Origin of the sequence: Achromobacter sp. Root170, from assembly GCF_001428165.1 — a bacterium.
Classification (GTDB): Bacteria; Pseudomonadota; Gammaproteobacteria; order Burkholderiales; family Burkholderiaceae_B; genus Achromobacter; species Achromobacter mucicolens.
In genome coordinates this window covers 323,626-335,816 of record NZ_LMHN01000001.1, presented here as the reverse complement: position 1 = coordinate 335,816, position 12,191 = coordinate 323,626, and the positions used below count along the sequence as shown (strand labels likewise).

Genomic DNA, 12,191 nt, shown 5'->3' with positions numbered 1-12,191 from the left:
CGCATGTCCGCCTCGCCGTGGTACGGCGCCACCCGCGATGCGGCTGCCGTATCGCCCGCCGTCGCGCAACGCGCGCTGGAATGGCTGGTGCAATTGCAAGACGACCCCGTTGCCCCCGAAACAGTGCGCGCATGGACCTCCTGGCGCGCCGCGCACCCCGACCACGAGCGCGCGTGGCTGCGCATCGAATCCGTGCAAGGCCGACTGCAGCCGCTGGCTGCCCCGGGAAGCTCGGCCATCGCGCAGGCAGCGCTGGCCGCCCCCGCCTGCGCCCAGCGCCGGCGCGCATTGAAGGCCGTGAGCGTCCTGGGTATCACCAGCGGCGCGGCCTGGGGCGTCGGGCAGAGCGCCCCGTGGCGCACTTGGACGTCAGACCATCGCACCGCCATCGGCGAACACCGCAGCCTGACGCTGCCGGACGGAACCCGTGTGGTGCTGAACACCGACAGCGCCATCGACGTGCGCTACAGCGCGGGTTTGCGGCGCGTGGCGCTCATCGCGGGCGAAATCCTGATCACCACTGCCCAAGAGACAGGCGTACCCCACCGGCCCTTTCTTGTCGAGACCGCGCACGGCACCGCGCGAGCGCTGGGCACCGAATACGCCGTGCGGCTGCTGGACACCTCGACCGAGGTCAGCGTGTTCGAAGGCGCCGTCCAGATCCGCCCGCGCGACGACGCCGCGCACGGACTGACGTTGCAGGCGGGACTGCGCGCCCATTACTCGTCGCGTGGCGTCGCGCAACCGGCCGCCGCCGAGACTAACCAGATCGCCTGGAAAGACGGCTTCATCGTGGCGCGCGGCATGCGCCTGGCCGATTTCATTGCCGAACTCGGCCGCTATAGCCGCGATACGCTGAGTTGCGATCCCGCCGTGGCGGACCGGCTGCTGTCCGGTTCCTTTCCCGTCAACAACGTGGACAAGGTGCTGGCCGCGCTCAGCGCCACGCTGGACATCCGCGTGGAAACCGAGACGCGGCGCTGGCGCGGCCGCCGTCTGCACCTTATCGCCGGCCCCGACACGGCGCGTCAGTCACCGTTGTTACAAAAAAGCTGATCCGTTTTTCGATCCCAAGGGTCAAGGAGGGTGAGCACACAGCAACCTCACCTCTCTGAAAGGCCAGTTCATGAATCACGTCCGGGCGCCCAAGCGCCAGTCCTCCCGCATCCTGCGCCGCGCAGCCACGGCGCGCCTGGCGGGCCGCATCGCCACCGCCACGCTGCTTGCGACGCCCGCACTGGCCGTCCCCACTGCCGCCCACGCGCAGGCCGCCGCCACGCGCAGCTACGACATTCCCGCGGGGACGCTTGAGGACGCGCTGGGCCGCTTCGGGCGTGAAGCCGGCATCGTGCTGTCGTTCCGGCCCGACGTGACGGCTGGCCTGCAAAGCAATGGGCTGCGCGGCACCTACGGCGTGCGCGGCGGGCTGGACACCCTGCTGGCCGGCACCGGCATCCGCGTGCTGCCGCAGTCCAATGGCAGCTATGTGCTGGACCGCCCGGCCGGCGCGGGCATCGCCACGACGCAACTGCCCGCCGTCACGGTCACCGCCTCGGCCGCCGATCCCACCCTGCCCGCGCCCTTTGCGGGCGGCCAGGTGGCGCGCGGCGGCGGCCTGGGCGTGCTGGGCACGGGCGACGTCATGGACGTGCCGTTCAGCACTACCAACTACACCGCGCAGATGATCGAGAACCAGCAGGCCCGCACGCTGGCCGACATCGTCATCAGCGAGTCCTCGGTGCGCACCACCACGTCCAGCGGCGGCTTCTCCGATGAATTCCAGATCCGCGGCTTTTCCGTCGCGGCAGGCGACGTGGGCCTGAACGGCCTGTACGGCCTGGCGTCCGCGAGCCGCATGCCCGCGGCCATGATGGAGCGCGTCGAAGTCCTGAAGGGCCCCGGCACGCTGATGAACGGCATCGGCCCCAGCGGCAGCATCGGCGGCGGCATCAACATCGTCACAAAGCGCGCGGGCGACGAACCCCTGACCCGCCTGACCACCACCTACCAGAGCAAATCGCAACTGGGCGGCCAGCTCGACATGGGCCGGCGCTTTGGCGAGAACAACGAATGGGGCATCCGCGTCAACGGCGTCTACAGCAACGGCGACACCAACATCGACGACGGCAAGCAGGAGCAAGGCGTGGGCGCGCTGGCGCTCGACTACCGCGGCACGAAGCTGCGCTGGTCGCTGGACGCCTACACCCAGCATGAAGACATCGACAATTTCCGTCCCCAGGTCGGCTTCCAGTCGAACGTGACCTCGCTGCCGTCGCCGCCGTCCGGCCACCGCAACTTCTATCCCGGCACCAAGCTCAAGCTGAACGACTCGACCGTGGCCACCCGCCTCGAGTACGACATCAACGACCACCTGATGGTCTACGGCGCGACCGGCTACCGCTACGGCACCGCCGAGCAGACCTTCCCGTCCGGCCCCGCCGATGCGCTGGGCAATTTCACGGTATCCAACGCCTATTACGACTCGTATTCGCGCACCTGGACGGGCGACGTCGGCCTGCGCGCCCGCTTCGACACCTGGGGCGTCGGCCACACCGTCACCCTGTCGGCCACGCGCCTGGACCAGGAGTCCGGCAACGCCTACGTCACGTCCTCGGGCCCGGGCGTGCCGTCCAGCATCTACCGCCCCGCGCCGCTGCCCCCGGTCACGGCCTACCGTGGCGCGCCGCAAAAGGCGTCCAAGACCGAGTTGACCAGCTACACGCTGACCGACACCCTGTCCTTCGCCGACGACACCCTGCTGATCACCGGCGGCCTGCGCAACCAGCGCGTCGCGCTGGACAACTATTCCACCGCCACCGGCGCGCGCCTGAACGCCTATGACGAAAGCGCGATTTCCCCGGTCGCCGGCATCGTGTTCAAGCCGATTTCCAACGTCTCGCTGTATGGCAACTTCACCTCCGGCCTGACCCGCGGCGGCATCGCCCCCGCCACGGCCGCCAACGCCGGCCAGGTGTTTGCGCCCTACAAGTCCAAGCAATACGAAGCGGGCGTCAAGGTCGACTGGGGCAAGATCATCACCAGCGCCTCGGTGTTCCAGATCACGCGCCCCAACTCGATGACCGATCCCGACACGCGGATCTACAGCTTCGACGGCGAACAGCGCAACCGCGGCCTGGAACTGTCGGCCTTCGGCGAAGCCATGCCGGGCCTGCGCATGATGGCCAGCGCCACGTTCTACGACGCCACCCTCAAGCGCACCGCGGGCGGCGTGAACGACGGCAACGAAGCCAACGGCGTGCCGAAGAACACCTTCAACCTGGGCGTGGACTGGGACACCCCCTGGGTGCGCGGCCTGAGCCTGAACGCCCGCGTGATCCACACCTCGTCGATGTACTTCAACGCGGCCAACACGCTGACCCTGCCCTCGTGGACCCGCTACGACATCGGCGCGCGCTACAACACCGAAATCCTGGGCCGCTCCGTGGTGTTCCGCGCGAATATCGAAAACCTGTTCAACAAGGACTTCTGGCTGGCCAGCGGCTCGTACGCGACGGTGGCCGCGCCGCGCACGTTCTTGTTGTCGGCGCAGATTGATTTTTGATCCGTACGCCTGCAAGGATTCGCGGCCCCCGCGCCGCGAATCAACTGCCTGCCGCAAAGCCGGCCTCCGCAACGAGGCCGGCTTTTTTCATCGCGGCTGCGACGCCACGTACTCCCGAAGCGTCTGCACCAGCGCCACGGCGGCGGGTGACAGACTGCGGTTGCGCGCCGTCACCAAGCCAATTGAGCGCTCGGCCACCGGCGCCGTCAGGCGGCGCTGCACGATGCCGGTCTGCGCCACCGCGCCGGCGGCGATCTCTGGCAGCGCGGCCACGCCGAAGCCGCATTCCACCATGGCCACGATCGTGGTCAGGTGCTCGGCCTCGAACGCGGGCGCAAAGCGGATGCGGTTCTGCAGGAAGGCCCATTCCGTGTATTGGCGCACGCTGCTCGGGTGGACCATTGACACATGCTCCGCGCCGGCCGTGTCGGCCCAGCGCAGCGGACCCTTTGCGCGCGCAAGCGGATGCGCCTCGGGAATCAGCAGGATGAAGCTGTCGGACATCAGCGGCACGTAGTGCAGGTCGGCGTGCTGCGGGTCGGCGGCGGTCAGGGCAAAATCCACTTCGCCCGCACGCACCAGATCGAAGGCCGGGCCGGACAGCGTGTCGCGCACTTTCAGCGCGACATGCGGGTGTGCCTGGCGGTAGGTCATCAGCACCCGCGGCAGCAGCCGCGCCGCCAGCGACGGCAGCGCGGCGACCGACACCTGGCCCTCTTCCGCGCTGGAAATGCCGCTCACGGCAGCGATCGCGTCGCGAAACGCCGCCTGCAGGGTCGCGGCCTGCTGCAGAAAGACCTCGCCCGCGGCCGTCAGCCGCACGGTGCGCGTCGTGCGGTCGAACAGGCGCACGCCCAGCGCCTCCTCGATCCGCTGGATCTGCGTGGACAACGCCGACTGCGACAGATGCAGCTGCCCGGCGGCCTGCCGGAAGTTGAGCGTACGGCCCAGCACCAGCGTGGTGTCGATGTCGCGCATCGAGAGATTGATCTGCATGGTTTGTCCCCGGGTGTTATTGATCTGATTGACCGATCATTCTATTCAAAAATTCTGATTCATCAATCAACCGCGCTTCTCTACACTCGCCTCCAGACGGGTTTCCAGAATCAGGAGAACAGCATGCAGAAGGACGCGAAGGCGCTGCCCAATCCGGGCGCGGCGCATGCAGTGGTGGTGGGCGGCGGCACGATGGGCGCGGATGTCGCCGTCGTGTTGACGCGCGCGGCGTGCCGAACCACGGTGATCGAATCGAATGCCGAACGCGCGGCCGGGGTGCCGGCGCGGGTGGCGGAGAACCTGAGGGTCATCGGGCGCGAGGCGAACGCCACGCTGCTGGCCACCGCGCCGTCGCTGGACGAGGTGGACTGGTCCACGGTGGACCTGGTCATCGAGTGCATTCCCGAGCGGCTGGACATCAAGCAGGCCCTGTTTGCGGACCTGGCGCGGCGCACGCGGCCGGACGCCATCCTGGCCAGCAACAGTTCCAGCTTTCCGATCAGTGCGATCAGCCAGGGGCTGGACACGCGCGGCCGCATGCTGGGCCTGCACTTTTTCATGCCGGCGCACCTGGTTCCGCTGGTGGAAGTGGTACTGGGCGAAGCCAGCGACGAGGCCTGCGCCGACACGCTGATCGCGTTCATGCGGCGTTGCGGCAGCGTGCCGGTCAAGGTGAAGCAGGATCTGCCCGGATTTCTGGCCAACCGCCTGCAGCACGCCTTGTCGCGCGAAGCCTTTGACCTCATCGACCGCGGCATCGCGTCGCCCGAGGACGTGGATGCCGCCGTGCGCTTCGGCTTCGGCTTCCGGTTCCTGGCGGCGGGCCCCGTCATGCAGCGCGACCACGCCGGCATCGACGTTCACGCGGCGGCCGGCGCCACGATGTATCCCACCTTCTGCAACGCCGACCACCCGGCGCGCTGCCTGACCGAACGCGCCGCCGACGGGCGCCACGGCATGAAGGCCGGCGAAGGCTTCCATGTCTGGACGCCCGAGACCATCGCCGCTGAACGCGCCCGCTACGACAGGCTGCTGCGCGCGGGCCTGGACCTGATTGCCCCCGAACTGCCGGAGATCCAGCCATGAGCGCCCCGGCCCCCGTCCTGCCACGCGCCGCGCTGGCCGACTCGCCCGTCATCATCACCGTCGCGCCCAATGGCGCCTACAAGAAGACCGCCGACCACCCTGCCGTGCCGTTGACCGCGCAGGCCCTGGCCAGCGAGGCCCGCGCCTGCCTGGACGCCGGAGCCGCCATGATGCACATGCACGTGCGCAAACCCGACGGCAGCCACCTGCTGGATGCCCAGGCCTATCGCGACGCGCTTGCCGCGGTGCACAAGGCAGTCGGCGACGAACTGCTGGTGCAGGTGACCAGCGAAGCGGCGGGTGAGTACCAGGCCGCGGAACAGATCGCGATGGTGCGCGAATTGCACCCCGAGGCCGTCTCCATCGGCCTGCGCGAAATTGCCGTGCCGGGCATTTCCGAAGCGGAACTGGCCGCCTTCCTGGCGTGGCTGGCCGAGCGCCGCATCATGACGCAGATCATCCTGTACGACGAGGCCGACGTGCGCCGCTGGCTGTCGCTGCGCGCGCGCGGGCTGGTGCCGCCCGGCGCGTGGTCGGTGCTGTTCGTGCTGGGGCGCTACAGCGCCGGGCAGACGTCGTCGGCGTACGACCTGCTGCCCTTTCTGGCCGCCTACGACCATTCGCTGCCGTGGGCCATCTGCGCCTTTGGCCCCGAGGAAAACGCCTGCGTCACGACGGCTGCCGCGTTTGGCGGCCACATGCGCGTGGGGTTTGAGAACAACCTGAAGCTGCGCGACGGGACGATCGCCCCGGACAACGCGGCATTGGTGGCGCAAGCCGCGCAAGGCGCGCAGGCATTGGGCCGGCCGCTGGCGACGGCGGCGGACGCCCGGCGCATTTACGGCGCGATCGGCTGACGCAGCCGCGGGCCGGATCGCGGCCGCCTGACGCGGCGGCGGGCGGCCGCCGTGGTCGCGGGCGGCATCGCGGACATCTGCGCTGGCATCTGCACGGACCGTCTTTCCCGTCATCGCAGCGTAAACAGTCCGCGTTAACTTCTCGATTATTTCGCTGTGTTGCAACATTGACGCGGCGCAAACTCATCTGCTACAAACTTTCGCATCAGTACGTTTGACGCAATACCCCTACAAGCTTTCGCAGCGAGGTGGTGTGTGCAAGACGAATCAGATGGCTACACAAAAGCCCAGGAATTCCGAAGTTTCCTGTTCCTGGCGGCAGTCATGGCTCCGGTGCTGGCAGTGGTCATCGTGGCCGGATACGGTTTTGCAGTCTGGATCTACCAGATGTTTGCAGGCCCCCCGGGAAGCTGATGACAAGCGCCCTCCCCCCTTCCCCCGACAATCGGCCCGCCCCCGCGTCCTGTAGCGCGGCGCCCGAGCTGCACATCGCCAGCATGGTGGTGCATGCCGCCCCGCGCCGGCTGGCCGATGTACGCGGCGCGATCCTCGCGATCGACGGCGGCGAAATCCACGGCGCTTCCGAGACCGGCAAGCTGGTGGTCACGCTGGAAGCCCCCTCTACCGAAGACATGCTTGCGCGCATCGCGCAGATCCAGCGGCTGGATGGCGTACTGGCCTCGGCGCTGGTGTATCAGCATTCCGACACGCTTGCCGCGATGAATGAGGAGATTGACGATGTCCATGGCTCGTAGAGAGTTCATCAAGCAATCTGCCGCCGCCGCTGCCGCCACGGTAGCCGGCATCCCCATCGTGGGCTACACGCAGAACATCGTGACCGAATCGGAAGCGGCCAAGCTGAAGTGGTCGAAGGCGCCCTGTCGATTCTGCGGGACCGGCTGCGGCGTGAACGTCGCGGTGAAGGACAATCAGGTGGTGGCAACGCACGGCGACTTCAACGCCGAGGTCAATCGCGGCCTGAACTGCGTCAAGGGCTATTTCCTGTCCAAGATCATGTACGGCAACGACCGGCTGACGTCGCCGCTGTTGCGCATGAAGGACGGCAAGTACGCCAAGGATGGCGAACTGGCCCCGGTCTCGTGGGATCAGGCGTTTGACGTCATGGCCGAACAGTTCAAGCGCGTGCTCAAGGACAAAGGCCCCGAAGCCGTCGGCATGTTCGGCTCGGGCCAATGGACCATCTGGGAAGGCTATGCCGCGCTCAAGCTGATGAAGGCGGGGTTCCGCACCAACAACCTCGACCCGAACGCGCGCCACTGCATGGCGTCGGCGGCGGTGGGCTTCATCCGCACCTTTGGCGCCGACGAGCCGATGGGCTGTTATGACGACATTGAAAGCGCCGACGCCTTCGTGCTGTGGGGCGCCAACATGGCCGAAATGCACCCCATCCTGTGGACGCGGGTGACCGACAGGCGGCTGAGCAAGCCCAATACCAAAGTGGTGGTGCTGTCCACCTTCGAGAACCGGTCGTATGAGCTGGCCGACGTGTCGCTGACGTTCACGCCGCAGACCGACCTGGCGATCCTGAACTACATCGCCAACCACATCATCAAGACCAAGCGTGTCAACCGCGAGTTCGTCGACGAGCACACCCGGTTCCTGGAGGGCAATACCGACATCGGTTATGGCCTGCGTCCGGAGCACCCGCTGCAAAAGGCCGCCAAGAACGCCAACAATGCCGGCGGGTCGCGCCCGATCACCTTCGATGAGTACGCGAAGTTCGTGTCCAAGTACGACCTGGAATACACCGCCAAGCTGACTGGTGTGCCGGCGCGGAATCTGGAAGCGCTGGCCGAGCTGTACGCCGACCCGAAGATCCGGGTCATGTCGTTCTGGACCATGGGCTTTAACCAGCACACCCGCGGCGTGTGGGCGAACAACCTGGTCTACAACATCCATTTGCTGACGGGCAAGATCTCCACCCCGGGGAACAGCCCGTTTTCGCTGACGGGCCAGCCGTCCGCCTGTGGCACGGCGCGCGAGGTGGGCACGTTCTCACACCGCCTGCCCGCGGATCTGGTCGTGACCAACCCCAAGCACCGGGCGCGCGCCGAAGAAGTCTGGGGGCTGCCCGACGGCACCATCCCCGAAAAGGTTGGCGCCCACGCGGTCTTGCAGAACCGGATGTTGAAGGACGGCACCATCAACGCCTACTGGGTGATGGTCAACAACAACATGCAGGCCGCGGCCAACATGTTGAACGAAGGCTACCCCGGCTACCGCAACCCCGCCAATTTCATCGTGGTGTCCGACGCCTACCCGACGGTCACCACGATCTCGGCCGATCTGGTTCTGCCCACCGCGATGTGGGTCGAGAAGGAAGGCGCCTACGGCAACGCCGAGCGCCGCACGCAGTTCTGGCACCAGTTGGTCAACGCGCCCAGCGGCGCGCGGTCGGATCTGTGGCAATTGATGGAGTTTTCGAAGCGCTTCACCACAGACGAGGTCTGGCCTGCGGACCTGCTGGCCAAAAAGCCCGAACTTCGAGGCAAGACGCTTTTTCAGGTGCTGTTCGAGAACGGCAAGGTCAACAAGTTTCCGAACACGGAGCTGGACCCGGAGTACGCCAACGACGAGGCCAAGGCGTTCGGCTTCTACGTGCAGAAGGGGCTCTTCGAGGAATACGCCGAGTTCGGCCGCGGCCATGGCCACGACCTGGCGCCCTTTGACACCTATCACCAGGTGCGCGGGCTGCGCTGGCCCGTCGTGGACGGGGTCGAGACGCGCTGGCGGTACCGCGAGAAGGCGGACCCGTACGTAAAGGTCGGTTCCGGCTTCAATTTTTATGGCAACCCGGACGGCAAGGCCAACATCTATGCCCTGCCCTACGAGCCGCCGCCCGAGGTGCCGGACGAGGAATATCCCTTCTGGCTGTCCACCGGCCGCGTGCTGGAGCACTGGCACTCCGGCTCGATGACGCGGCGCGTGCCGGAGCTGTATCGCGCCTTCCCCGACGCGGTCTGCTTCATGCACCCGGATGACGCGCAGGCCATGGGTCTGCGGCGCGGCGTACTGGTGGAGATCGCGTCGCGGCGCGGCAAGATGCAGACCCGTGTGGAAACGCGCGGGCGCAACAAGCCGCCGCGCGGCCTGGTGTTCGTGCCCTGGTTCGACGCCGGCCAACTGATCAACAAGGTCACGCTCGACGCCACCGATCCGATCTCGTTCCAGACCGACTTCAAGAAGTGCGCGGTCAAGATCACCAAGGCTTGACGGCCGACGGAGACGCTCATGAACATTCGCGCCACTTCGATCGCCATCGCCTTTCTGATTGGTTCCAACGCGTGGGCCGCCCCGCCCGACCCGATGGTCGATCCGATGCGGGGGCCGACGCCGCTGACCGAATCGGCCACGCCGCCCCTGATGCCCCCGGTTGAAAACCGCGACGTGCGGCGCATGCGCACGTACTCGATGCAGCCGCCGACCATTCCGCACAAGATCGACGGCTACCAGATCGACAAGAACTTCAACCGCTGCCTGGCCTGTCACGCCCGTGTCAACACGGAGCAGACGCAGGCGGTGCCGCTGAGCGTGACGCACTACATGGACCGTGACAGCAACGTGCTGGCCGAAGTGTCGCCGCGCCGCTACTTCTGTCTGCAGTGCCACGTTCCGCAAACGGAGGCCAAGCCGCTGGTCCCCAACAACTTCCAGGACATCGACGTGATCCTCAAGCGCCTCTCCGCCCCGGCGCCCGACAAGAAGTGAGGGACAGGAGCCCGTCATGGTCAAGCTCATCAAGCGTTACTGGAACATCATCCGCCGGCCCAGCGTGCACTTCAGCCTGGGCTTTCTGACCGTGGGCGGATTCATCGGCGGCATCCTGTTCTGGGGCGCGTTCAACACGGCCATGGAGCTGACGAATACCGAGAAGTTCTGCACCGGCTGCCATGAAATGCGCGACAACGTGTACGCGGAACTGAAGGGCACGATCCACTTCACCAACCGCTCGGGCGTGCGGGCGCTGTGCTCGGATTGCCACGTGCCGCACAACTGGACCGACAAGATCGCCCGCAAGATGCAGGCGTCCAAGGAAGTCTGGGGCAAGATCTTCGGCACCATCGACACGCGCGAGAAGTTCGTGGACAAGCGGCTGGAGCTGGCGCAGCACGAGTGGGCGCGCTTCAAGGCCAACGACTCGCTGGAATGCCGCAACTGCCACAACTACGAGTACATGGATTTCACCCGCCAGAGCGTGCGCGCGCAAAACATGCACTCGACCTACCTGGCCGACCGCTCCAAGACCTGCATCGACTGCCACAAGGGCATCGCCCACACGCTGCCGCACATACCGCCTGGCCAGACCTCTGAAGCGACGCCGCCGGCCAGGGCGTCCAAAGAGGTCGCCAATGCGGCCCGCTGACGCGCCGCCGCCGATGCTGAGCGCGCGCGGGCTGGTCAGCCGGCGCGGATCTCCCGAAGGGTCCGCGCCGCTGGATTTCGACGTGCATGCCGGTCAGCTGCTGCATGTACAAGGCGCCAATGGCAGCGGCAAGACCAGTCTGCTGCGGATGCTGGCGGGCCTGTTGCGGCCGCTGGACGGCGCCGTCATCGGCCAGGACGGCGATATCCGCCGCGATCCGGCGGCGCACTTTGCGCGCACGGCCTATCTGGGACACGGCAATGGCCTGTCGGGCGACCTGACCGCACTGGAAAACCTGCGCTGCGCGCTGCACGTGGCCGGCACGCCGCACGGCGACGACGCGATCGCTGCCTGCCTGCAGACGTGGCGGCTGGGCGGCTGCCTGCACACGCCGGCCGCCCGCCTGTCGCAAGGCCAGGGCCGCCGGCTGGCGCTGGCCGGCGTGGTGCTGGGCGCCAAGCCGCTGTGGCTGCTGGACGAACCCGACGCCGGCCTGGACGCGGCCAGCCTGGACCAGCTGGGCGAGGCGCTTGCCGCCCATCTGGCGGCGGGCGGCGCGGCCGTCGTCGCCTCGCATCGCGGCCCGGCAACCCCTGCCAAACACACCCAAACCCTGAACATGGATGACTACGCGGATGCTGGCAACGTTGTCTCAGTTGGCGCTGCGTGAAGTCCGGCTGGCCTGGCGTCGACCGGCCGACACGCTGGGCGCGACGCTGTTCTTCATCGTCACGGGGTCGCTGTTCCCGCTGGCGGTGGGGCCCGATCCCGTGCTGCTCCTGGCAATCGGGCCCGGCGTGCTGTGGGTCTGCGCGCTTCTGGGCATCCTGCTCAGCCTCAATCGCCCGTTTGCGCAGGACTACGACAACGGCGCGCTGGAGCAGCTGCTGGTGTCGCCGCATCCGCTGCCCATGCTGGTGGGCGTGAAGCTGGGCGCGCACTGGTTCAGCACCTGCGTGCCGCTGATTCTTGCCAGCCCGGTGCTGGCGTTGCAATTCGGCCTGCCGCCGCACGCCATCGGCATCCTGGTGCTGTCCCTGCTGCTGGGCACGCCGACGCTGGCGCTGGTGGGCGGCCTGGGCGCGGCGCTGACGCTGGGACTGCGCGGCGGCGCACTGCTGCCGCTCCTGGTGCTGCCGCTGTATGTGCCGGTGCTGATCTTTGGCGCGGGCGCCGTGACGGCCACGCACGCCGGGCTGGGCGCGGGACCGCAGCTGTCGCTGCTGGGCGCAGGCCTTTGCCTGGCGATCCTGCTCTGCCCCTGGGGCGCATCGGCGGCGCTGCGCGTGGCGCTGGACTGAGGTTA

At 67.4% G+C, this 12,191-nt stretch carries 12 protein-coding genes; 11 read left to right on the top strand and 1 reads right to left on the bottom strand.

Annotated features, from left to right (window positions below; genetic code table 11):
• Window positions 1-3 precede the first annotated feature (3 nt).
• Entirely contained in the window at window positions 4-1,056 is a 1,053-nt protein-coding gene (locus tag ASD87_RS01520) for a FecR family protein (protein ID WP_056316218.1), read from the top strand.
• 70 nt (window positions 1,057-1,126) lie between these two features.
• Window positions 1,127-3,562 (top strand): TonB-dependent receptor, encoded by a 2,436-nt coding sequence (locus ASD87_RS01515; RefSeq protein ID WP_200952109.1) that lies wholly within the window; start codon window positions 1,127-1,129, stop codon window positions 3,560-3,562.
• An 87-nt stretch (window positions 3,563-3,649) separates the two neighbouring features.
• Here the strand turns inward: ASD87_RS01515 and ASD87_RS01510 are convergent, their stop codons facing one another.
• Entirely contained in the window at window positions 3,650-4,558 is a 909-nt protein-coding gene (locus tag ASD87_RS01510; protein ID WP_056316215.1) for a LysR family transcriptional regulator, read from the bottom strand.
• 123 nt (window positions 4,559-4,681) lie between these two features.
• Here ASD87_RS01510 and ASD87_RS01505 point away from each other — a divergent pair, with 123 nt between their 5' ends.
• The 9 genes from ASD87_RS01505 to ccmB all read left to right on the top strand — a co-directional run bounded on the left by ASD87_RS01505 (window position 4,682) and on the right by ccmB (window position 12,186).
• A complete protein-coding gene (locus ASD87_RS01505; protein ID WP_056316212.1) occupies window positions 4,682-5,644 on the top strand; it encodes a 3-hydroxyacyl-CoA dehydrogenase family protein in 963 nt (320 codons plus the stop codon).
• Entirely contained in the window at window positions 5,641-6,501 is an 861-nt protein-coding gene (locus ASD87_RS01500; protein WP_056316207.1) for a 3-keto-5-aminohexanoate cleavage protein, read from the top strand. The genes ASD87_RS01505 and ASD87_RS01500 overlap by 4 nt, the downstream gene beginning before the upstream one ends.
• A gap of 255 nt (window positions 6,502-6,756) precedes the next feature.
• Window positions 6,757-6,915, top strand: a complete 159-nt coding sequence (gene napE, locus ASD87_RS01495; RefSeq protein ID WP_056316205.1) for a periplasmic nitrate reductase, NapE protein — start codon at window positions 6,757-6,759, stop codon at window positions 6,913-6,915.
• Window positions 6,915-7,256, top strand: a complete 342-nt coding sequence (locus ASD87_RS01490; protein ID WP_056316202.1) for a chaperone NapD — start codon at window positions 6,915-6,917, stop codon at window positions 7,254-7,256. The genes napE and ASD87_RS01490 overlap by 1 nt, the downstream gene beginning before the upstream one ends.
• Window positions 7,240-9,735: a periplasmic nitrate reductase subunit alpha gene (gene napA, locus ASD87_RS01485; RefSeq protein ID WP_056316199.1), complete on the top strand. Its 2,496-nt coding sequence runs from the start codon at window positions 7,240-7,242 to the stop codon at window positions 9,733-9,735. The genes ASD87_RS01490 and napA overlap by 17 nt, the downstream gene beginning before the upstream one ends.
• 18 nt (window positions 9,736-9,753) lie before the next feature.
• A complete protein-coding gene (locus ASD87_RS01480; RefSeq protein WP_056316196.1) occupies window positions 9,754-10,230 on the top strand; it encodes a nitrate reductase cytochrome c-type subunit in 477 nt (158 codons plus the stop codon).
• Window positions 10,231-10,246: 16 nt separating this feature from the next.
• Window positions 10,247-10,885 (top strand): cytochrome c3 family protein, encoded by a 639-nt coding sequence (locus ASD87_RS01475; protein ID WP_056316193.1) that lies wholly within the window; start codon window positions 10,247-10,249, stop codon window positions 10,883-10,885.
• Window positions 10,872-11,555, top strand: a complete 684-nt coding sequence (gene ccmA / locus ASD87_RS01470; RefSeq protein WP_056316190.1) for a heme ABC exporter ATP-binding protein CcmA — start codon at window positions 10,872-10,874, stop codon at window positions 11,553-11,555. The genes ASD87_RS01475 and ccmA overlap by 14 nt, the downstream gene beginning before the upstream one ends.
• Window positions 11,521-12,186, top strand: a complete 666-nt coding sequence (ccmB, locus tag ASD87_RS01465) for a heme exporter protein CcmB (RefSeq protein WP_056316187.1) — start codon at window positions 11,521-11,523, stop codon at window positions 12,184-12,186. Before ccmA ends, ccmB begins: the two co-directional genes overlap by 35 nt.
• The last annotated feature ends 5 nt before the right edge of the window (window positions 12,187-12,191 follow it).

Coding starts and splice junctions, on each gene's coding strand:
- ASD87_RS01520 (WP_056316218.1), top strand. CDS start 4: ATGTCCGCCTCGCCGTGGTACGGCGCCACCCGCGATGCGGCTGCCGTA.
- ASD87_RS01515 (WP_200952109.1), top strand. CDS start 1,127: ATGAATCACGTCCGGGCGCCCAAGCGCCAGTCCTCCCGCATCCTGCGC.
- ASD87_RS01510 (WP_056316215.1), bottom strand. CDS start 4,558: ATGCAGATCAATCTCTCGATGCGCGACATCGACACCACGCTGGTGCTG.
- ASD87_RS01505 (WP_056316212.1), top strand. CDS start 4,682: ATGCAGAAGGACGCGAAGGCGCTGCCCAATCCGGGCGCGGCGCATGCA.
- ASD87_RS01500 (WP_056316207.1), top strand. CDS start 5,641: ATGAGCGCCCCGGCCCCCGTCCTGCCACGCGCCGCGCTGGCCGACTCG.
- ASD87_RS01490 (WP_056316202.1), top strand. CDS start 6,915: ATGACAAGCGCCCTCCCCCCTTCCCCCGACAATCGGCCCGCCCCCGCG.
- napA (WP_056316199.1), top strand. CDS start 7,240: ATGTCCATGGCTCGTAGAGAGTTCATCAAGCAATCTGCCGCCGCCGCT.
- ASD87_RS01480 (WP_056316196.1), top strand. CDS start 9,754: ATGAACATTCGCGCCACTTCGATCGCCATCGCCTTTCTGATTGGTTCC.
- ASD87_RS01475 (WP_056316193.1), top strand. CDS start 10,247: ATGGTCAAGCTCATCAAGCGTTACTGGAACATCATCCGCCGGCCCAGC.
- ccmA (WP_056316190.1), top strand. CDS start 10,872: ATGCGGCCCGCTGACGCGCCGCCGCCGATGCTGAGCGCGCGCGGGCTG.
- ccmB (WP_056316187.1), top strand. CDS start 11,521: ATGCTGGCAACGTTGTCTCAGTTGGCGCTGCGTGAAGTCCGGCTGGCC.